The organism is Antribacter sp. NEAU-D49 (assembly GCF_057158775.1).
This window is the reverse complement of the sequence record NZ_JBXTSN010000012.1, coordinates 83,791-104,405: the sequence shown is the minus strand read 5'-3', so window position 1 is coordinate 104,405 and position 20,615 is coordinate 83,791. Positions and strand designations below refer to the sequence as shown.

Annotated in this window: 20 protein-coding genes; 9 read left to right on the top strand and 11 right to left on the bottom strand. The window is 73.4% G+C overall.

All coding sequences use genetic code 11. The features are described 5' to 3' along the window. The first annotated feature begins 99 nt into the window (after positions 1-99). Positions 100-354, top strand: coding sequence for a hypothetical protein (locus AC060K_RS11315; RefSeq protein ID WP_483765527.1), 255 nt, complete (start codon positions 100-102; stop codon positions 352-354). A 79-nt stretch (positions 355-433) separates the two neighbouring features. Here the strand turns inward: AC060K_RS11315 and AC060K_RS11310 are convergent, their stop codons facing one another. From AC060K_RS11310 to AC060K_RS11295, 4 genes are read right to left on the bottom strand one after another with little or no spacing between them, the layout of a single operon-like run. Beyond that, positions 434-1,276 carry an SGNH/GDSL hydrolase family protein gene (locus AC060K_RS11310; RefSeq protein WP_483765556.1) on the bottom strand — a complete coding sequence of 281 codons (843 nt, stop codon included), beginning with the start codon at positions 1,274-1,276 and terminating at the stop codon, positions 434-436. Positions 1,277-1,318: 42 nt separating this feature from the next. Next, entirely contained in the window at positions 1,319-1,702 is a 384-nt protein-coding gene (locus AC060K_RS11305; RefSeq protein WP_483765526.1) for a VOC family protein, read from the bottom strand. Positions 1,703-1,704: 2 nt separating this feature from the next. Continuing rightward, the gene (locus AC060K_RS11300) at positions 1,705-1,983 is read right to left on the bottom strand and encodes an ArsR/SmtB family transcription factor (RefSeq protein WP_483765525.1); all 279 of its coding nucleotides are present in this window, start codon (positions 1,981-1,983) and stop codon (positions 1,705-1,707) included. A gap of 50 nt (positions 1,984-2,033) precedes the next feature. Then, complete coding sequence (locus tag AC060K_RS11295) at positions 2,034-2,750, bottom strand: uracil-DNA glycosylase (protein ID WP_483765555.1); 717 nt, start codon at positions 2,748-2,750, stop codon at positions 2,034-2,036. 157 nt (positions 2,751-2,907) lie between these two features. On the opposite strand from AC060K_RS11295, the gene AC060K_RS11290 reads away from it, so the two are divergent. The 5 genes from AC060K_RS11290 (at position 2,908) to groL (ending at position 7,942) form a co-directional block, all read left to right on the top strand. Then, on the top strand, positions 2,908-3,252 hold the full coding sequence (locus tag AC060K_RS11290) for a DUF3263 domain-containing protein (protein WP_483765524.1): 345 nt from the start codon (positions 2,908-2,910) through the stop codon (positions 3,250-3,252). A gap of 43 nt (positions 3,253-3,295) precedes the next feature. After that, entirely contained in the window at positions 3,296-3,952 is a 657-nt protein-coding gene (locus tag AC060K_RS11285; protein ID WP_483765523.1) for a LytR C-terminal domain-containing protein, read from the top strand. A 303-nt stretch (positions 3,953-4,255) separates the two neighbouring features. Then, positions 4,256-4,459 (top strand): cold-shock protein, encoded by a 204-nt coding sequence (locus tag AC060K_RS11280; protein WP_125776246.1) that lies wholly within the window; start codon positions 4,256-4,258, stop codon positions 4,457-4,459. Positions 4,460-4,587: 128 nt separating this feature from the next. Further along, positions 4,588-6,135 (top strand): phytoene desaturase family protein, encoded by a 1,548-nt coding sequence (locus tag AC060K_RS11275; RefSeq protein WP_483765522.1) that lies wholly within the window; start codon positions 4,588-4,590, stop codon positions 6,133-6,135. 181 nt (positions 6,136-6,316) lie between these two features. Continuing rightward, a complete protein-coding gene (gene groL / locus AC060K_RS11270; RefSeq protein ID WP_483765521.1) occupies positions 6,317-7,942 on the top strand; it encodes a chaperonin GroEL in 1,626 nt (541 codons plus the stop codon). Between the two features lie 72 nt (positions 7,943-8,014). Here groL and AC060K_RS11265 read toward each other — a convergent pair whose 3' ends face one another. The 4 genes from AC060K_RS11265 to AC060K_RS11250 all read right to left on the bottom strand — a co-directional run bounded on the left by AC060K_RS11265 (position 8,015) and on the right by AC060K_RS11250 (position 11,493). After that, positions 8,015-8,299, bottom strand: a complete 285-nt coding sequence (locus AC060K_RS11265; protein ID WP_483765520.1) for a WXG100 family type VII secretion target — start codon at positions 8,297-8,299, stop codon at positions 8,015-8,017. Between the two features lie 169 nt (positions 8,300-8,468). Continuing rightward, complete coding sequence (locus AC060K_RS11260; RefSeq protein WP_483765519.1) at positions 8,469-9,173, bottom strand: HD domain-containing protein; 705 nt, start codon at positions 9,171-9,173, stop codon at positions 8,469-8,471. Positions 9,174-9,248: 75 nt separating this feature from the next. Then, the gene (locus AC060K_RS11255; RefSeq protein ID WP_483765518.1) at positions 9,249-10,763 is read right to left on the bottom strand and encodes a sensor histidine kinase; all 1,515 of its coding nucleotides are present in this window, start codon (positions 10,761-10,763) and stop codon (positions 9,249-9,251) included. After that, positions 10,756-11,493 carry a response regulator transcription factor gene (locus AC060K_RS11250; RefSeq protein ID WP_483765517.1) on the bottom strand — a complete coding sequence of 246 codons (738 nt, stop codon included), beginning with the start codon at positions 11,491-11,493 and terminating at the stop codon, positions 10,756-10,758. Before AC060K_RS11250 ends, AC060K_RS11255 begins: the two co-directional genes overlap by 8 nt. 107 nt (positions 11,494-11,600) lie before the next feature. On the opposite strand from AC060K_RS11250, the gene AC060K_RS11245 reads away from it, so the two are divergent. Both AC060K_RS11245 and AC060K_RS11240 read left to right on the top strand, forming a co-directional pair. Beyond that, the gene (locus AC060K_RS11245; protein WP_483765516.1) at positions 11,601-13,790 is read left to right on the top strand and encodes a TPM domain-containing protein; all 2,190 of its coding nucleotides are present in this window, start codon (positions 11,601-11,603) and stop codon (positions 13,788-13,790) included. A 53-nt stretch (positions 13,791-13,843) separates the two neighbouring features. After that, a complete protein-coding gene (locus tag AC060K_RS11240) occupies positions 13,844-14,662 on the top strand; it encodes a PspA/IM30 family protein (protein ID WP_483765515.1) in 819 nt (272 codons plus the stop codon). 17 nt (positions 14,663-14,679) lie between these two features. Here the strand turns inward: AC060K_RS11240 and AC060K_RS11235 are convergent, their stop codons facing one another. Then, complete coding sequence (locus AC060K_RS11235) at positions 14,680-15,420, bottom strand: type 1 glutamine amidotransferase (RefSeq protein WP_483765514.1); 741 nt, start codon at positions 15,418-15,420, stop codon at positions 14,680-14,682. A gap of 37 nt (positions 15,421-15,457) precedes the next feature. Between AC060K_RS11235 and AC060K_RS11230 the strand changes: the two genes are divergently transcribed. Beyond that, positions 15,458-16,051 carry an NYN domain-containing protein gene (locus AC060K_RS11230; protein WP_483765513.1) on the top strand — a complete coding sequence of 198 codons (594 nt, stop codon included), beginning with the start codon at positions 15,458-15,460 and terminating at the stop codon, positions 16,049-16,051. A gap of 103 nt (positions 16,052-16,154) precedes the next feature. Here AC060K_RS11230 and AC060K_RS11225 read toward each other — a convergent pair whose 3' ends face one another. Together AC060K_RS11225 and AC060K_RS11220 are read right to left on the bottom strand one after the other, a co-directional pair. Beyond that, positions 16,155-17,849: a DNA repair helicase XPB gene (locus tag AC060K_RS11225; RefSeq protein WP_483765512.1), complete on the bottom strand. Its 1,695-nt coding sequence runs from the start codon at positions 17,847-17,849 to the stop codon at positions 16,155-16,157. Between the two features lie 8 nt (positions 17,850-17,857). Next, complete coding sequence (locus AC060K_RS11220) at positions 17,858-20,599, bottom strand: helicase-associated domain-containing protein (RefSeq protein ID WP_483765511.1); 2,742 nt, start codon at positions 20,597-20,599, stop codon at positions 17,858-17,860. Positions 20,600-20,615 lie beyond the last annotated feature (16 nt).

Here is a 20,615-nt window from a genome sequence, read left to right as displayed (position 1 = left end):
TCGGTTGCCTACCGCCGTCCACGCTTCGTCCACGCTTTCGCGCGTGGGACGTGGCCAGTTCGACAGGTTCTGACCGCAGGAGCCGCGCACCTGGCTGGCATGAGCGTCAACACGGGCCTGTGCACGTTCGACGCCTCGCGCACCATCTCGTCGGTCACCGTGCGGACCGGTGACTGCGACCGGGTCCAGGTGCGGATCGTGAGCGGCTCCGGCACGTCCCTGCACACGGTGTCCGGTGAGCGCCGGACCGCCGTCCTGTCCGTCCAGCCCGGCACGACCTCGGTGTCGGCGAGGGCCGTCGAGGGCGGGGTCGCCAGCCCGTGGTACCCGGTCGGCGGGTTCGCCATCGCCTAACGATTGCGTCGAGGTGACCTGCGCGCGGGCGAGATCGCACGCAGGTCACCTCGACTGCGTCTGAGCCAGGGGCGTGCGCCTACGCTCGAGGCCACACGTCCGGCGTCGGCCACTTGGGGGTACGTCCGTCACCGGACGACTTGCCGGTGAGCCGGCGCCTGATCCACGGCGCCACGTGGGTGCGGGCCCAGGCGGCGTTGGCCCGGGCCTGTGCGGCGAGCGTGAGGCGCTGGGCGGTGCCGAGCGGCTCGTCCCACGCGGTGTCGTCGGGCTCGAGCCCGAGCGCGGTGAGGGCGGCCTGCGCCACGCGGTGATGCCCGTCCGGTGTGAGGTGGATGCGGTCCTCCGACCAGACGCGCAGGTCCTGCAGCGCCCGCATGCCCCAGAGGTCGACGACGTGGGCGCCGTGCCGTCGCGCGATCGTCCAGACGTTGGCGTTGTAGATGCCCACGCGGCCGTTGGTCCAGCTCAGCGCGCCGCCCGCCTTGAAGCCCGTGCCGAGCAGCACGTCGGCTCCGGTGGCGCGGATCTTGACCACCGCGTCCTCCAGGTGGCTCGACAGCAGGTCGATGTCGGCCGCAGGCCGGAGGATGTCGTTCCCGCCGCCCACGACGGACACCAGGTCGGGCTGGGCCTCGAGCGCGACCGGGAGCTGCTCGGCGAGGATCGGCCGGAGCAGGCGCCCACGGATCGCGAGGTTGGCGTACTGGAGGGGTGCCTGGCCGTCGGCGACGCGGCGGGCGGACAGCGCCTCGGCAAGGCGGTCCGCCCAGCCGCGCTGCGTGTCGGGCAGGTCGGGGTGCGGGTCCCACAGCCCTTCGGAGAAGGAGTCGCCGATGGCGACGTACCTGGTCCAGAGGGCCGACGGCGTGGTGGGCCGGGTCGAGACCGTCGAGGTTGAGTCAGGATCGGGGGTCGTCATGCTCACCGACCCATCGTGCCCCAGCCAGGTTTCGGTGAGGGGTCAGACCTGCGCGATCTGGATGAGGTTCCCGCATGTGTCGTCGAACACAGCGGTGGTCACGGGGCCCATCGGCGTGGGCGGCTGCGTGAACGTGACGCCGAGGGCGGTGAGCCGCTCGTACTCCGCCTGCACGTCGTCCACACCGAAGGACGTCATCGGGATGCCGTCGTCGACCAGCGCCTCCTTGAACGGCTTCACGGCCGGGTGCTCCGACGGCTCCAGCAGGAGCTCGACGCCGTCCGGCTCGCCCGGGCCCACGACGGTGAGCCAGCGGTACTCGCCCACGGGGACGTCGTTCTTCTTCACGAAGCCGAGCACGTCCGTGTAGAAGCGCAGGGCCTTCTCCTGGTCGTCGACGAACACGCTCGTCACGGTGATGCGCATGGTCACTCCTCCGGTGGGACTGGCCACCGCTCGGCGATCTGCCGCAGCGGCGTGGTGTCGAGGTCGTGGAACTTGTACCGGCCCTCGCGCCGGGTGTGGACGAGGCCCGCGGCCTCCAGCACGTCGAGGTGCTGGGAGACGGCCTGGCGCGACGAGCTCAGCCCGTGCTTGTTCAGCAGCCGGCCGCAGAGCTCGAACAGCGTCTGGCCGTCCCGGTCGGCGAGCTCGTCGAGGAGAGCTCGCCGGGTCGGGTCGGCCAGGGCCTTGAAGACGTCGTCCACACCCCCAGCATAGGCAAGTATCTACTTGCCTGTCATCCGGAGGGCTGAGATCAGGGCAGCGTCCAGTCGATCGGCTCGCCGCCCTGAGCCGTGAGCAGCTCGTTCACCCGGGTGAAGGGCCGCGACCCGAAGAATCCGCGGTGCGCCGACAGGGGCGAAGGGTGGGCGCTCTCGATGTATGGCACGTCGCCGAGCCAGGGCTTCAGCGACTGGGCGTCCCGTCCCCACAGGATCGCGACAAGGGGCCCACCGCGGGCGACGAGGACGCGGATCGCCGCCTCCGTGACGGCCTCCCACCCCTTGCCGCGGTGCGAGCCGGCCTCGCCCGGCCTGACCGTCAGGACCCTGTTCAGCAGCATCACGCCCTGGTCGGCCCAGGGGCGCAGGTCGCCGTTCGAGGGCATCGGCGCCCCGACGTCCTCGCCGAGCTCCTTGTAGATGTTGGCGAGCGACTTCGGCACCGGCCGCACGGTGGGCTGCACCGAGAACGAGAGGCCCATCGGGTGCCCCGGGGTGGGGTAGGGGTCCTGGCCCACGACCAGCACCCGCACGTCGGCGAGCGGACGCTGGAACGCGGCGAGGATGTCGCCGGGCGCGGGCAGGTAGGCGCGCCCGGCGGCGGTCTCGGCGCGCAGGAAGTCGCCCATGGCGTGCACCTGGTCCTCGACGTCTGCCAGTGCTGCCGCCCAGTCAGGTGCGATGACCTGCGACAACGGAGGTCGAGGTGCGGGCGCGGCGCCGGCGGGCGCGGTCTGTTCGGTCGTCATCTCCACGCGGGCGACGCTACCGGTCCCCACCGACACGCGGGCAGGGGCGTCGAACCCAGATGACGGGGAGGTTCCGAGGAGGTCGCCCAGGTGGCCAGGAGGTGAATGACGGGCTTGTCAGTACCCGGGCCTAGTGTGGCGGTATGAGGAGCAGCCGATGAGAGAGATGGTCGTGACCGTGCTGGCCGCCGAGGCCGCCGTCGTCCCGGTGGAACCCCAGGTCGAGGCGACGTCGGAGGGCGCCGCCGAAGGCCTGGACGACCGCGGCCGGGAGATCCTCGCCTTCGAGCGCCAGTGGTGGAAGTACGCCGGCGCGAAGGAGGAAGCGGTGCGCGAGCTGTTCGGCATGTCGGCCACTCGTTACTACCAGGTTCTCAACGCGCTGATCGACTCCCCGGCCGCCCTCGCGCAGGACCCGTTGCTGGTCAAGCGCCTGCGTCGCCTCCGTTCCACCCGCCAGCGGGCCCGTTCGGGGCGCCGTCTCGCGGACGAGAAGGGCTGAGGCCGGTCACCCGGCCCCAGGCTGACCCGCTACCCTTTCCGCCGTGACCAAGAGCGCGTACCCCTACCCGCCCGACGAGTTCGACGTCGCTGTGCCCGGCGGCGCCCCGGTCGGGGTGCACCGTGCTCCACGCAGCGGCTGGAGCTCGGCCTGGCCGTTCCTCCTCGTCGCGGTGGTCTGTGCCGTGGTGGCGTGGGGCGCCATCTCGTTCATCACCGGACAGGACGGTCCGGCCGACGCCGACACGCCGACGGACCAGTCGACCGTCGCTGCCACCGACGCGCCGTCGACCGACCCCTCCGCCCCGGCCGATCAGGCGTCGCCGTCGCCCGAGGCTCCGCCGGCGCCGGACATCCCCGCTCTGATCGCGGCGGGCGACCCGGCTGCGACGATCTGGGTCTACAACTACAGCGGCAACGCGGCCACCGTGGACAAGCTCGCCGCCAAGACGGTCGGCTACCTGGAGCCGTGGGGCTTCACGAACGCCGAGCCCATCGCCGACGAGGCCGAGGAAGGCGCCGACGCGACGGTGAACACGATCTTCTACGGCGAGAACCGGGTGAACGAGGCGAAGGCTGTCGCGGCCATCCTAGGGATCCCCGAGACGCAGCTGGTCGTGTCCGAGGCAGTCGCCGCCTCCCCGCAGGCGCTCTGGGTGATCATGGTCACCGACGTCACCCCGCAGGTCCCGGCAGGCTGACCTGCACTTCACCCGGCTCCGGCGCCGAGCCGCTCCGTCACGCACCCGAGGGTCGTCGTCCGCCAGGACGGCGGCCCTCGGGCGCATTTTCACACCCTGTCCGAGTCGCCCCGTATTACGCCCGCGATGATGGCGGTGTTTCGAGGCTCGTGTGACAGGCAGAAGCCTTCTGACCTGCGCGTTCGCTGATCGCGGAATCCGACATCCGCGACAATGATGCTTCCCTGGTGTGAGACGGACCACTACCCTCGAATCACCACGGGTCGACCGAGTGTCCCGTGCGAGAGGTACAAGGAGAAAGACATGGCCCAGGGCACCGTCAAGTGGTTCAACGCGGAGAAGGGGTATGGCTTCATCACTCCGACCTCCGGTGGACAGGACCTCTTCGTCCACTACAGCGCCATCGAGACCGACGGCTACCGCACCCTCGACGAGGGCCAGTCGGTCGAGTTCGAGGTGGGGCAGGGGCAGAAGGGCCCGCAGGCGGAGCAGGTCCGTCCGCTCTGACGCGCGACGTGACCTGACCGAGGGGCAGACGGGCGGGGTCGCCCGCCCGTCGCCCGCCCCTCGCGCCGGAGGGTGCATCCGGCACAACCCCGTCGGCGCTCGACGCCGAGGTCTGCTGTGATGGGGGCATGACTCTGCTCGACGCCGTCGTGGTCGGCTCGGGGCCCAACGGCCTGGCCGCCGCGGTGACGCTGGCGCGCGCGGGTCTGTCCGTGCGTGTCCTCGAGGCGCAGCCCACGATCGGTGGCGGCTCGCGGACCCTCCCCGGCCTGGCGGGCCGTCCGGAGCTCCTGCACGACGTCTGCTCCGCCGTGCACCCGATGGCCTGGTCCTCGCCCTTCCTGCGGGCCTTCGACTTCGCCGCGCGCGGGGTCGAGCTCCGCACACCGGACATCTCCTATGCGCAGCCGCTCGACGGCGGCCGGGCGGGCCTCGCGTATCACGACCTCGGGCGCACCGCCGAGGCGCTGGGCCCGGACGGCCCGGCCTGGCGCAGTCTCCTCGGGCCTCTCGTGGAGGGCTGGGAACACGTCGCGGCCCTCGCGCTCGGCGACCGCCGCACCCTCACAGGCATGACCGGCACGACGGGCGTGCCGCAGGGCCGCTCCCGCGGGCAGGCGCCGTCGGGCCTCCTGGGCGGCTTCGGTGCCGCCCTCGGCGCCGCCGGGCCCGGGCTGCGGTTCGCGGGCGGACTGGTCGAGCAGGGCACCCCCCTGTGGGACCGGCGCTTCTCCGGCGACGTGGCGCCCGCGCTGCTGAGCGGGGTCGCCGCTCACTCCATCGCGCCGCTCCCGTCGCTCGCGGCGGCGGGCACGTCCCTGCTGCTGGCGGCGCTCGCGCACGGGCCGGGCGGCTGGCCCCTGCCGGCCGGCGGCTCGGGGGCCATCGTCGCGGCTCTGGTCGAGGATCTGCTGGCGCACGGCGGGGAGATCGAGACGGACCGCGAGGTCCGGACCGCGCGGGACCTCCCGCCCGCGCGGACGTACTTCTTCGACACGGCACCCGGTGCCGTCGCGCGGATCATGGGCACGCGGCTCTCGCCGCGGGCGCGAGCGGCCTTCGGCCGCTTCCGGCACGGCAACGGGGCAGCCAAGGTGGACTTCGCGCTGTCGGGCCCGGTCCCGTGGGCGGTGCCCGACGTCGGGCGCGCGGGAACCGTCCACCTCGGCGGCAGCCGTGCGCAGCTGGCCGCCGCGGAGAACCAGGTGGCGCGCGGACGGCACGCGGAGCAGCCTGTGGTGCTGGTGAGCGACCCTGTCGTCACGGACCCCGGCCGCGTGGCGGGCGGGCTGCGCCCCCTGTGGACGTACGCGCACGTTCCCGCCGGCTCGGACGTCGACGTCACGGAGACGGTGACGGCGCAGCTCGAACGGTTCGCGCCGGGCTTCCGGGACGTGGTGGTGTCGGCGCGGTGCGTGCCGGCGTCGCGCATGGCGCTGCACGACGCGAACTACGTGGGCGGCGACATCGCGGCAGGCGCGGTGACGATGGCGAGGATGTTCCTCTCCCCGGCGGGCGGCTGGGAGCCGTTCCACGGGGGCGCTGAAGGTGTGTACCTCTGCTCCTCGTCCGCGCCGCCCGGCCCCGGTGTGCACGGCATGGGGGGCTGGCACGCGGCCCGTCGCGCGCTCCGCCGGGAGTTCGACGTGCTCCGGCTGCCCTCCCTCGCCCCCTGAGGCGTCTTGCACTCTCCGGTCGAGAGTGCCAATAATGGGTTAGCACTCTCGGACTGAGAGTGACAAGCAAGGTCGAACGGTGAGGCCTGCTGCCTCGGCGAGACATGGACGCCGGGGCGGAGGGTCGTCCGTCGCGGGCGCCGGCCGACCGACACACGCCACCAGCGGAGGATTTTTCCCCATGGCCAAGATCATCGCGTTCGACGAGGAAGCTCGTCGGGGCATGGAGCGAGGGCTCAACGTCCTCGCAGACACCGTCAAGGTCACCCTCGGCCCCAAGGGCCGCAACGTCGTGCTCGACAAGAAGTGGGGCGCGCCGACGATCACGAACGACGGTGTCTCCATCGCCAAGGAGATCGAGCTCGAGGACCCGTTCGAGAAGATCGGCGCCGAGCTCGTCAAGGAGGTCGCCAAGAAGACCGACGACGTCGCGGGTGACGGCACCACCACCGCGACCGTCCTCGCTCAGGCGCTCGTCAAGGAGGGCCTGCGCGTCGTCGCCGCCGGCGCCAACCCGATCGCCGTCAAGCGCGGCATCGAGAAGGCCGTCGAGGCTGTGACCGAGCAGCTGCTCAACGCCGCCAAGGAGATCGAGACCAAGGAGGAGATCGCTGCTACGGCCGCCATCTCCGCCGGTGACCCCGCGATCGGCGAGCTCATCGCCGAGGCCCTCGACAAGGTGGGCAAGGAGGGCGTCATCACGGTCGAGGAGTCGAACACCTTCGGCCTGGAGCTCGAGCTCACCGAGGGCATGCGCTTCGACAAGGGCTTCCTCGCGCGCTACTTCGAGACGGACCCCGAGCGCCAGGAGGCCGTGCTCGAGGACCCGTACGTCCTGATCGTCGAGTCCAAGATCTCGAACGTCAAGGACATGCTCCCGGTCCTGGACCAGGTCATGAAGTCGGGCCGCTCGCTGCTCATCATCGCCGAGGACGTCGAGGGCGAGGCTCTCGCGACCCTGGTGCTGAACAAGATCCGCGGCACCTTCAAGTCCGTCGCCGTCAAGGCTCCGGGCTTCGGTGACCGCCGCAAGGCCATGCTCCAGGACATCGCGATCCTCACCGGCGGCCAGGTCATCACCGAGACGGTGGGCCTCAAGCTCGAGAATGCGACGCTGGACCTGCTCGGCCAGGCGCGCAAGGTCGTCGTCACCAAGGACGAGACCACGATCGTCGAGGGTGCCGGCGACGCCGACCTCATCGCCGGTCGCGTGAACCAGATCCGCAGCGAGATCGAGAAGTCGGACTCCGACTACGACCGCGAGAAGCTGCAGGAGCGCCTCGCCAAGCTGGCCGGTGGCGTCGCCGTCATCAAGGCCGGCGCGGCCACCGAGGTGGAGCTCAAGGAGCGCAAGCACCGCATCGAGGACGCCGTGCGCAACGCCAAGGCTGCCGTCGAGGAGGGCATCGTCGCCGGTGGTGGCGTGGCCCTCATCCAGGCCGGCGCCATCGCGTTCGCCAAGCTCGAGCTCGAGGGTGACGAGGCCACCGGTGCGCAGATCGTTGCCGCCGCCATCTCGGCCCCGCTCAAGCAGATCGCCATCAACGCCGGCCTCGAGGGCGGCGTCGTGGCGGAGAAGGTCCGCAACCTCCCGTCGGGTCACGGCCTCAACGCCGCGACCGGCGTGTACGAGGACCTGCTCGCCGCGGGCGTGAACGACCCGGTGAAGGTGACGCGTTCCGCGCTGCAGAACGCCGCGTCGATCGCCGCGCTGTTCCTCACCACGGAGGCCGTCGTGGCCGACAAGCCGGAGCGCAACGCCCCGGCCCCGGGTGGCGACGGCGGCATGGGCGGCATGGACTTCTGAGTCCGGCCCCTCGCTGACGACGGAGGCCGTCTCCCCCTCGGGGAGGCGGCCTCCGTCGTGTGCGGGGCACGGTCAGCTGAACAGCCGCGTCGCCTGCGCCTCCGCGTCCGCGTAGGTCTGCGCGGCCGCCGCGAGGGCCGCCTGGATGGCGTCGAGCGCCGTCTCCACCTGGGCCTGCGCGGCCCGCCACTGGCCCACCGTGCCGGAGAACGCCGTCGCCGCACCGCCGTGCCAGCTGCCCTGCAGGCCCTCCAGGTTGCGCATCAGCCCGCCGACCTCCGCCCGCACGGCGGCGACGGAGCCTGCCACCGCCGCGCTCGCCAGGCCCACCTGCTCGCTGTCGACCTCGAACCTCATCACGCCCCCTCCCCGGGCCGGCGACCCGGCCCCGCCCGGACCGTCCGGACTCCGCCGACGCTAGCCAGCCCAGGACGACGTCGGGCGGCGCTGTGGCGGCCCCTGTGCACAGAGCGGGCCCGGACGCCGCTGTGGTCGGCGCCCGGGCCAGGAGGTCCCGTGGGGGCGGTCAGCCCGCCTGCTGGAGCTTGCGCTGCTCCTTCGTCAGGCGGTGCAGCTCGGCGTCGAGGTTCTGCCGCGCGGGCTCCTCCCACGCGGCGCCCATCGGGCTGAAGAACAGCGACTCGCGGGCGAGCAGCTTGCCGATGATCTTGATGCGCGCGTTGAGGTAGTCCTCGAGCGGGACGTGGGCGTACTCGGCCCGCACGTCCGCGGTGTACTCCTTGTAGCGCTGCGGCTCCGCGGCCAGCATCGCCAGGTCGGCGTCGTTGAGCACTGCGGCGTCGAAGTCGGCGGGGTCCGGGGCGTGCCGCAGGAGGCCGTTCACGAGGTGCGCCACGCGGTCCGCCGACGCCTGGGGAACGCCCAGGCTCACGAGGTCGGTACGGGCCAGCTCGGCGCTCTCGTGCGTCTGCTCGCCACCGCTCGCCGCGTAGGCGGCCTTGCGCTCGGCGTCGAAGACCGCCCCGTGGTACCAGGCGGCGAGCCGCACCAGCTCGGGCTTGTGCGTCTCCTGGGCGAGCTCGTCCACGCGGTGCAGCACGGCCGCGAGGTGACGGAGGTTGTGGAAGTGGCGGTTCTCGGCCGACCAGCGGTCGATCAGGGCCTGCCCCACCCGGCGGATCTCCTCCTCCGGTGCGGTGGCGCCCGCCCCGACGGCGCTACGGACGAACGACGAGAGGAACCACTGTGGTGCGTCGTGCAAGACGCCCATGAGTATCAGGCCTTCGGCTCGGGTGCAGTCGTCTCTCTCCAGCGTACGACCGATGGCCAGGCTGGGGACGGCGCATCATCCTAGCCGGACGGTCGTGTCCGCCGTCGGCCCTCGTCCGGCTCCCCCCGGGAGCCGCACCCGGACCGTCAGCCCGCCGCCGGGGGTAGGCATGACGCCGACGTGGCCGTCGTGCGCGCCCACGATCGCCGCGACGATCGCCAGACCCAGGCCGGAGCCGCCCGACTCGCGGGTCCGGGACGAGTCGGCCCGGTAGAACCGCTCGAAGATGCGCTGGGCCTGCTCCTCGGTGACGCCTGGGCCGTGGTCGCGGACCTCGAGCACGGCGTCGCCGTCGACGGTCCCCAGGGCGATCTCGACGGAGGACCCGGCGGGGGTGTGGCGCGCCACGTTGCCGATGAGGTTCGTGAGGACCTGGCGGAGCCGGTCGGCGTCGCCCGTCACCACGACCGACTCCGGGACCTCGCCGGACGACAGGGGGGCGAGACGCACGTCGCGCGTGGGATCGAGGGCGTGCAGGTCCTGGGCGGACTCGCGGGCCAGCGCGGCGAGGTCCACGGGCTCGTGCGCCACGGGCCTGCCCTCGTCGAGCCGGGCCAGCACCAGCAGGTCGTTCACGAGGGTGCCCATGCGGCGGGCGGCGTCCTCGATGCGGCCCATCGTGTCGTCGACCTTCTCGGGGCTGTCGAGCGCGCCCATCCGGTAGAGCTCGCCGTAGCCACGGATGGTCGCGAGCGGGGTCCGCAGCTCGTGCGACGCGTCCGACACGAACCGGCGCATCCGCCCCTCGGACGCCTCCTGGGCGGAGAAGGCCTGCTCGATCCGGGCGAGCATCGTGTTGAGCGACGCGGAGAGCGAGCCCACCTCGGTGGACGACGGCACCGCCGGGACACGGCGCGAGAGGTCGCCCGCGGCGATGTCGGCGGCGGTCTCCTCGATCTCACGCAGGGGCCGCAGGGACCGCTTGACGAGCAGCCACGCGGCCAGCCCGCCCGCCACCACGATCCCCAGGCCCGTGAAGGCCAGAGCCCGGGCGAGGAACGACACCGTCTTGCTGATGCCCGAGAGGGGGAGTGCCACGAACGCCGTGCCGCCGATCTCGCAGACCCCGCAGTCCCGGTAGGGGAACATCACCACGCGCCACTCGCCGGCCTTGTGGCTGCCCTGAGAGGTGACGGTGAACGGCTCGCCCTGACGCTCGACGGCCTCTTCCGTGGTGACGGCGGGCATCGTGGGCTCGCCGTAGAGCTGGGCCGCGGGACCCCAGCTCAGCGTGTAGTCCGAGCCGTTGGTGGTCCGGGCGAGCACGTAGTAGTCGCTGGGGAGCGTGCTCTCCGCCGGGTTGCTGAGGGAGGCCTGCGCCACCTCGAGCGCGGAGTACTTGAGCTGGGTGTCGACCTGCCCCACCAGGTAGTTGAACACCACCGTCCGGGTGATGACCGACGCCACGACGAGCCCGGTCGCCAGCAGGAGCACGATGATCGCGACCAGGCGGGCCCGCAGGGGCATGGCGCCGAGCCACCTGGGCACGCGCCCGGGCCGGCGCGTCCCCGGGAGGCTGCGCTCAGGCACGGGTGGTCTGCGGGGGGCGCAGGAGGTATCCCACGCCCCGCTTGGTGTGGATCAGCGGCGGCAAGGTGGCCTGGCCGTCGGCCGACGGGACCGCCAGGTTGTCCACCTTGCGCCGCAGATACGAGATGTAGGACTCGACGATGTTCGCGTCCCCGCCCCAGTCGTACTGCCACACGTGGTCGAGGATCTGCGACTTCGACAGGACGCGGCCGGCGTTGAGCATCAGGTAGCGCAGGAGCTTGAACTCGGTGGGGGAGAGGTCGATCTCGACCCCGGCGCGCCGCACCTCGTGAGAGTCCTCGTCGAGCTCGAGGTCGCCGACGCGGAGCACCGCGGTGTCGTCCGGGGCCGGTACCCCGGTGCGGCGCAGCACGGCCCGGATGCGGGCCACGACCTCCTCGAGGCTGAACGGCTTGGTGACGTAGTCGTCGCCACCCACGGTGAGCCCCTGGACCTTGTCCTGCGTGTCGTCGCGGGCGGTGAGGAAGACGACGGGCGTGTGCCGGCCGGTCTCCCGCATCCGGCGGGTCACGGTGAAACCGTCCATGTCGGGAAGCATCACGTCGAGCACCACGAGGTCGGGCTCGAGGTCGCGCACGAGCTGGAGCGCTCCGTTGCCGTCGGCGGCGGCGTGCACCTCGAAGCCCGCGAACCGCAGGGACGTGGAGAGCAGCTCGCGGATGTTGGGCTCGTCGTCCACGACGACCAGTCGTGCCTCGGGAGTCGACATGTCTCCAGTGTGCGCCCGCAGTCTGGAGGTTGCCTGGGGTTGGCTGGGGGTTACCTGAATGCCGATCTCCGATTGCGTCGGCGGGGCGTGGGCGCGACGATCGGGGCGTGTCAGCCTCCAGCGCTCCTTCCGTCCCCGCCGACCATACGGACCGTCCCGCGCGCCGCACCGCGGCCACCTGGGCAGCCACGGCCGTCGTCGTCCTGTCCGGCGCGGCAGCGTCGCTCGCCGGGACCCAGGGCGCGGTCGCGGCGCCGTCGGACGAGGCGACGCCGTCGCCTGTGCCGGCGCTGCTCTCCTCGGCCAACGCCGCGACGATGCCGGACGTGCTGCCGGCGTCCCCGCCGCTCGTGCTCGGCTCGGAGATCACGGACGACGTGGACGCGCTGTCCGACGAGGACACCGCCGACGTCCAGGCCGCGCTCGACCGGCTCGCCGAGGGGTCCAGCCTCCAGCTCTTCGTGGTCTACGTGGCGAGCTTCGACGGTGCCGACCCCGTCGACTGGGCCAACGCGACGGCCAACAACTCAGGGCTGGGCGTGGACGACATGCTGCTCGCCGTCGCCACGGAGGACCGCGTCTACGGCTTCTCCGTCGACGTCAACGTCGACCTCACGGACAGCGAGATCGACGAGATCGAGGCAGCGGCCGAGGACCGGCTCCGCGCGGACGACTGGGCCGGTGCGGCGGTGGTGGCCGCGGACACCGCCCTCGAGGCGTCCACCGGTGGCGGCGGGGGTGTGAGCACCGGCGCGATCGTGGGCGGGGCCGCGGGCGTCGCCGCCCTGGGCGCCGTCGGCTACGGGGTGTACCGGGCGCGCAAGCGCTCCGCCGCGCCCGCCGCGCCGTCAGGCCCGTCGCCCGACGAGCTGGCTGCCCTGCCCACCGAGGAGCTGGACCGGCGCGCATCCTCCGCGCTCGTCGGCATCGACGACGCGGTGAAGACGTCCGAGCAGGAGCTCGGCTTCGCCCAGGCCGAGTTCGGGCTGGAGGCCACCCGCGAGTTCGGCGAGGTGCTGGCCACCGCCAAGGCCGACGTGCAGCAGGCGTTCGCGCTGCGGCAGCAGCTGGACGACGAGGTCCCCGAGACCGAGCCCGAGCGGCGGCAGCTCCTCACCCGGGTGATCGGCCTGTGCGACGGCGCCGCCGACGCGCTCGACGCGCAGACCGCGGCGTTCGACGACCTGCGCAAGCTCCAGGAGCGTGCTCCCGAGGTGCTGGACGAGGTGGAGAAGCGGTCCGCGGAGATCTCGGCCCGCGTTGCCGTGGCCCGGCAGACGCTCGAGACCCTCGGCGCCACCTACCCCGCGACGGCGCTCGCGTCCGTCTCGGCCAACCCCGACCAGGCGGAAGCCCTGATCCGGAACGCGCTCGACGCCGTCACGCAGGGCCGGGCGGCACTCACCGCGCGCAACCGGTCCGTGGCCGTGGCCCACGCGCGGGGCGCCCAGAACGCGCTCGGACAGGCCGTGACGCTGCTCGACGCGGTGGGCTCCGCCGGTGAGGACCTCGCCTCGGCAGGGCCGCGGCTCGACAAGGCGATCGCCTCCATCTCGCAGGACATCGCCGACGCCGGACGCCTGGCGCCCTCCGACCCCGCGGTCGCGGCGGCCGCCGCCGAGGCGCAGGCCGCCGCCGACCAGGCCCGCGAGGCGCGCGCGGGAGGCGACCCCCTCGCCGCGCTCAGCCGGGTCGCCGCCGCGGAGGCCGCGCTGGACAACGCGCTCGCCCCGTCCCGGGAGAACGCCGAGGCCCGGGCGCGGGCGTCTGCCCTGCTGCGCGACACCCTCGGCCGGGTCGAGTCACAGATCCGCGCCACGAACGACTTCATCGCGACCCGGCGCAACGCCGTCGGCCCCGAGGCGCGCACGCGGCTCGCCGAGGCGATCCGCCTGGTCGGGGAGGCGCGTGCGATCCAGGCGGAAGACCCTGCTGCGGCGCTGCAGCGCGCCCAGCAGGCCGACTCCCTGGCCCAGCAGGCCGCCCAGCTCGCCCAGCGCGACACGGAGACGTGGTCGCAGCCCGGCCCCCAGACCGCAGGCGGCGGTTCGAACATGGGCGGCATGGTGCTCGGCGGCATCCTCCTCGACTCCCTGCTCCGCGGCGGAGGCGGCGGCGGTGGCTGGTCGGGCGGGTTCGGCGGGGGCGGGTTCGGCGGCAGCCTCGGCGGCGGGCGCTCCCGGTCCCGCTCGGGCGGCATCGGCGGCGGGTTCGGCGGCGGTGGCTTCGGCGGCGGGCGCTCGTCGGGCCGGTCGGCCGGCGGCCGCGGTGGCCGGTCGCGCGGCGGGCGGTTCTGACACAACGCAGGGCAACGGCAAGACACCGCAAGGCAACCTAGGAAGGCGTCAAAATGGCCCAGAAGCAGAGCATCCTCGGCCGCGTGGCACAGCTCGCCAAGGCGAACATCAACGCGATCCTCGACCGGGCCGAGGACCCCCAGAAGATGCTGGACCAGCTCGTGCGCGACTACACCAACAGCATCGCGGAGGCCGAGCAGGCCGTCGCCGTGACGATCGGCAACCTGCGCCTCGCGGAGCAGGACTACAACGAGGACGTGTCGGCGGTGCGGGAGTGGGGCAACAAGGCCGTCGCCGCGTCCCGCAAGGCAGACGAGCTGCGGAACGCCGGCAACACGGCCGACGCCGACAAGTTCGACGCCCTGGCGAAGGTGGCGCTGCGCAAGCAGCTCGATGCCGAGGGCGAGGTCCGGCAGGCCGAGCCGATGATCGCCTCGCAGCGCGAGACCGTAGAGAAGCTCAAGTCGGGCCTCACGTCCATGAAGGACAAGCTCGGCCAGCTGCGCTCCAAGCGCGATTCGCTCGTGGCACGGCAGAAGTCGGCCGAGGCACAGCAGACCGTGCAGGGCGCCATCTCGTCGATCAACGTGCTGGACCCCACCAGCGAGCTGTCCCGCTTCGAGGACGCCGTGCGGCGCGAGGAGGCGCTCGCGATGGGCCAGGCGGAGATCGCCGGGGCGTCCCTGGAGGCACAGTTCGCGGAGCTCGAGGCGAGCGACGACGAGGTGGAGCTGGAGGCACGCCTCGCCGCGCTCAAGGCAGGGTCCACGTCGGGTCCGGCCCTCAGCCCCACGCCGGTCACGCCCGAGGTCACCGCCGGCTCCCGGAGCGGGGCCGTCCAGGACGCCCCGGTCGACGCGTACGAGGAGTAGCCCCTCCGCCGAGACTGCTACCTCGGCCGGGCGGCGTGGGCTTGCACCTGGGCCAGGAACGCGTCGGCCAGCACCTCGCCGGTCGCCGCGAGCTCGGCGGCCTGCGGGGTGAGGTCGTCGGCGAGGGCGACGGGGTCGACGTCGTCGTGCCCCGCGGCCCAGCGCAGCGCGAGCTCGACCGACGCCTCCGGGTGGAACTGCACGCCGAGCGCCGAGCCGAGGCGGAACGCCTGGAACGGATACATGGCGGAGGCGCCCAGCCAGACGGCGTCCGCGGGGAGCTCCACCACCGCATCGGCGTGCATGCTCACGAACCGGCTGATGGTCGCCCGGGGGCCGTCCGCCGCGGCGACGACGGGGCCGAGCACGGGGTCGGCGGCAGCGGCGTCGCGCCAGCGCACGGCGACGACGCCTGCCTCGCGGCCGGGCGGGGCAGCGACCTGGACGGCGCCGCCTCCGGCCACGGCGAGGAGCTGGGCGCCGAGGCAGATGGCGAGCGTCGGCACGCCCGACCGGGCGGCGTCGGCGAGGAGCGCACGGGTGGCCGGGAGCCAGGGCGCGAGGGCGTCGTCGTAGGCCGACATCTGGCCGCCCAGCACCACGAGGCCGTCCCCCACCTGATCCACCGTGGGAACGTTCTCACCGGCGAAGGCAAGGATCAACCGGACATTCGCGCCCCAGCGGGCGGCGAAGAGGTCCATCGGCACGTCGGGTGAGCTCTGGATCACCGTGATGCGCGGGTTCTGTTCCGTAGACACGGTCGCCCAAAGTACAACCACAGATACGCTGGGGTCCATGTCGGCACCGTCATCCCAGGCCATCGCGACCCCGCGTCGCACGTACCTCATCGTCGACGGCGAGAACATCGACGCCACGCTCGGGATGAACGTGCTGGGCCGCCGGCCGGCGCCGGAGGAGCGTCCACGATGGGACCGCATCTCGGCGTTCGCCGAGAAGGTGTGGGCCCAGGACGTCGTCCCGCTGTTCTTCCTCAACGCCACGTCGGGCCAGATGCCCATGCCGTTCGTCCAGGCGCTGCTGGCGATGGGCTACCGGCCCATCCCGCTGGCCGCGAACGGTGCCGAGAAGGTTGTCGACGTCGGTATCCAGCGCACGCTGGACGCGCTGGCCGGGCGCCCCGGCGACGTGCTGCTCGCCAGCCACGACGGCGACTTCCTGCCGCAGATCGAGACCCTTCTCGACGACGACGGCCGACGGGTCGGCCTCCTCGGCTTCCGTGAGTTCGTCAACGCGCGCTTCGCGGACCTGACCGAGCAGGGCCTCGAGATGTTCGACCTCGAGGGCGACGCCGACGCGTTCACCACCATGCTGCCCCGCGTCCGGATCATCCCGATCGACGAGTTCGACCCGCTGCGCTACATCCTCTGAGGCGCGGCGCGCGCACATCACTTCGGCACTTTGTCGTCGGTTCGGCACTTCGAAGTGCCGAACCGACGACAAAGTGCCGAAGTGATGTGCGCGGTCGAGCCGGTCAGGCCGCCGGCTCCTCCTGCTCGCTGCCGAGGTCCTCCGCGTCGACGATGCGGTACGCGTACCCCTGCTCGGCGAGGAACCGCTGCCGGTGGGCGGCGAAGTCCTGGTCGACGGTGTCGCGCGCCACCACCGCGTAGAAGTGCGCGGTGCGCCCGTCGGCCTTGGGACGCATGACGCGGCCCAGCCGCTGCGCCTCCTCCTGCCGGGACCCGAACGACCCGGAGACCTGGATCGCGACGGACGCCTCGGGCAGGTCGATGGAGAAGTTCGCCACCTTGGACACCACGAGCCGGGAGATCTCGCCCGAGCGGAACGCCTCGAACAGGCGCTGGCGCTCGCGGACGGTCGTGGCCCCGGTGATCAGCGGCGCGTCGAGGTGCTGCGCGAGCTCCTCCAGCTGGTCGAGGTACTGCCCGATGACGAGCACCTGGTCGTCCGGGTGCTTTGCCACGATCTGCTCCACGACGCGCTTCTTGCCCGTGGCGGAGGCGGCGAGCCGGTACTTGTCCTCCGGCTCGGCGGTCGCGTAGATCATCCGCTCGCTCTCGGGCAGCGTGAGCCGCACCTCGATGCAGTCGGCGGGCGCGATGTAGCCCTGGGCCTCGATGTCCTTCCACGGCGCGTCGTACCGCTTGGGGCCGATCAGCGAGAACACCTCGTCCTCCCGGCCGTCCTCGCGCACGAGCGTGGCGGTGAGGCCCAGCCGGCGGCGGGCCTGCAGGTCGGCGGTCATGCGGAAGATCGGCGCCGGCAGCAGGTGCACCTCGTCGTAGACCACGAGGCCCCAGTCACGGGCGTCGAGCAGCTCGAGGTGCGTGTAGACGCCCTTCCGCTTGGTGGTGAGCACCTGGTAGGTCGCGATCGTGACGGGCTTGATCTCCTTGCGGGCGCCCGAGTACTCGCCGATCTCGTCCTCGGTGAGCGAGGTGCGCCGCACCAGCTCGTCGCGCCACTGGCGGGCCGACACGGTGTTGGTGACGAGGATCAGCGTGGTGGTGCCCGACTTGGCCATGGCCCCCGCGCCGACGATCGTCTTGCCGGCGCCGCAGGGCAGCACCACGACGCCCGACCCGCCGTGCCAGAACCCGTCGACCGCGTGCTCCTGGTACGGGCGCATCGACCACTCGCGGGGCGCCTCGCCCGCTGTGCGGCCGGGCACGGTCGGGGAGAGCTGGATGGGGTGCTTCTCGCCGTCGACGTACCCGGCGAGGTCCTCGGCGGGCCAGCCGAGCTTCACGAGGACCTGCTTGAGGTGACCACGCTCAGACGGGTGCACCACGACCGTGAGGTCGTCGATGCGCTCGCCCACCAGGCCGGCGGTCCGCTTGGACTTGAGCACCTCGGCCAGCACCGCGCGGTCCGTAGCGGTGAGCACGAGGCCGTGCACCGGGTGCGTGGCGAGCTGCAGCCGCCCGTACCGAGCCATGGTCTCGGCGACGTCCACGAGAAGAGCGTGCGGCACCGGGTAGCGCGAGAACTCGAGGAGGGTGTTGACCACCTGCTCCGCGTCGTGCCCCGCGGCACGTGCGTTCCACAGCCCGAGCGGCGTGAGCCGGTACGTGTGGACGTGCTCCGGCGCGCGCTCCAGCTCGGCGAAGGGCGCGATGCCCCGGCGCGCCTCGCCGGCGCGCGGGTGGTCGACCTCCAGCAGGAGCGTCTTGTCGCTCTGCACGATGAGCGGCCCGTCGGTCATGCAGCCTCCTAGGCTTCCACTGCCGCGATGCGGTGCACGGCGATCGTCAGCTCGGCCTCGCGCAGCGGGTCCACCGCGCGCAGGCGCCCCCCGTCGAGGCGCAGCGGCCTGAGCTCGCGACGCTCCAGGGTTCCCGCCCGGCCCACCAGGTCCACCTGGACCGTGCGGCCGTCCCGGATGGCGTCACGCAGAAGCGCCAACGCGTCCGCGGGGTGCTGTGTTCCCCCGGCGGGTGCGGCGGTGGTCACGTCGGGTGCGGACGCGTCGTCCGCCCCGGGCTGCCCGACGCCGGTCGCGCCCCCGGGTGCACCGCCCGCCCCGGGTGCGGGGGCGGTCGGGTAGTAGCGACCGAAGCCGCGCTCGGCGACCGGCTCGGCGGAGGGGACCGGATCCTCGAGGACGGGGGCGGCAGCCGGTGGAGCCGCCTGCGCCGCCGGCACTGCCGGGGCGGGGGCAACCGGCGCCGCTGAAGGGGCGGGCCGCACTGCGGGCTCCGCCGACCGCAGCACCGTCGCCGTGGCGTTGCGGGCCGCTTCGCGGGCGGCGGCCCGGGACTGGGCCGCGTCCCCTGCCGACGCGTCGACGGCGCGCAGGCCTGCTACGAGGGCGGCGTAGTCCGGCTCGGTCGTCACGGTCTCCGCGGGCGCCCGCCCGGAGGCCAGCGCCAGCGCGGAACGCCGGGCCGGGACTGCCCGGCGGGGCCGCGTCATGCGTCGTACGTCGACGACCTGCCCGTTCGGGCCCTCCACGGCGGACACCATCCCGCGCGCCCGGAGGGCCTCGTGCAGCTCGCCCGCGTCGGCGGCCGCCGCCAGGACGGTGGGCGCGAGACGGACCAGGCCCAGCGACGACAGGGACGGGTCGTTCTCGAGGCCCGCGAGCACCACCGGGTCGGCGGCCCGCAGGTAGCTGCCCGCTGAGCCCACCCGGACGGCGCCGTGCCGGCGGGCGGTGTCGCGCACGAGGTAGTCCAGCGGCTGGGGGAGCGGCACGGGCGAACGCCGGGCCAGCTCCGTGAGCAGGCCGTCGGCGTCGGCCCCGTGGTCCAGCGCGCGGGTGATCGAGGCCGCCGTGAACCGGACGGTGGTGGCCGCCCCGCGCGACTCTGTCTCCGACGTCTGCTCCAGCAGGCGGGCCAGCTCGCGCGACGGCCGCCCGGGCACGATCCCCGTCAGGTCACCCTGCAGCAGGATCTCGTCCACCTCGTGGGGCAGGATCTCCCGCACCGCGGCGGCAACCCGGTCCACGGCCGCGATCCGGCCACCGTCCGAAGGTGGCTGCTCGGGCTCCTGGATCACCGTCTCCAGCAGCGACCGGCCCGGCGCCGACAGGGCGCCCGCGCCGGTCACCCCGAGCCAGGACGCCTCCATGAGCAGGCCGTCGACGGCCCGCTCGGGCGGCACCGCGCGCGGCGTGCGCCACGTCAGCACCTCGAGGACCTCGGCCGTCGTGAGCGCCGTGCGGTCCTCGCTGCTCGAGGACCCCGGCTGCAGCACCTCGAGCACGTGGGCGCGCAGGCGCGGGACCCACGGCCGCTGCAGGTCGGGGGACAGCGGCGCGCGGAGCGTGCCCCGCTCGTCCCGGGTGCCGATCTGCCAGGGCGTGCGGCGGGTGGTCGCCCAGGCACGGGCGAGGACGGCCCAGCGGTCGGCGTCGTCCAGGGTCGACCACGGCTCGGCCGCGTCGGTCGGGACATAGGCGGGCGGAGCATCGCCGTCGTCGGCCACGAGGCCGGCCAGGGCGGCGAGCTCGACCACGAAGGCCGCCGACGCCTCGTCCGACTCCATCGCGGTGGCGACGCGCCGCAGGTCGCGCACGCCGAGCCCGCCGGTCCGCAGCTGCGGTGCCGGCGCGTCGTCCCACGCCGAGACCAGCACCCCCACCCGGCGCACGATCTCGAGCGCGGCGCCCGCGGCCTCGGCGTCGACCGTGGCGGCGGATACCGGCCGGCCCTCCGGCCGGGGAGCCTGGGCCTGGAGCCGCTGGTGGGTGCGTCCGCCGCGCAGCGCGAGGCCCACCGCACGCGGCAGCAGCACGTGGCGGGCGTCGGACCGGACGAGGTAGCCGTTGCGGACCAGCCAGTCGACCGCCTCGCGCGGGCGGCTTCCGGGCGGCGGCACGACGCCGACCGGCGGGCCCCACGCCAGGGCGTCGAGGACGGCCCGAGCGCCCGCCGGGGCGTCGGGGCCGGGGAGGGGCTGGGGCGTCGTCGACGGCTCGACCGCCGGGCCGAGGCCCGCGGGATACGGGCCGAGCACCTCGTCGAGCCCCGGCGCGGGGCGCAGGTCGGGCTCGGCGGGTCGTCGCCCGGGGGGCGTCGCGTCCCACAGGAGCGCCGCCTCGAGGGCGCGTTCGACGCACGCCTCCACGAGCTGCCGCTCCTCCGGACCAGCGCCGAGCGCCTCGACGACCGCCCCCGGCGTGACCCGCGGACCGGCGCGCGTCCCGGCGACGGTCCGGGCGCCCGGCGGTGCCGCGGGCGTACCAGGCTCCCGGACCGGCGGCGCGAGAGCGAGCACCGCCTCCAGGACCTGGAGGGTGAGCGCATCGGCACGGGCGAGGGCCCGCTCGAGCGAGGTGCGGCTCGACGCCCGCGCAGCGAGCGACCGTAACGTGGACGGAGAGGGTGAACCGAGGTCGGGCCGGGCGCGCAACAGGGCGACGAGCGCGCCGTCGGGGCGCTCGCGGAGGGCGTCGGCGAAGTGCCGGGTGGGCGCCGACGGCGCGGGGTCGCGCAGCGTGGAGGCCATCGACGTGATGTTACGC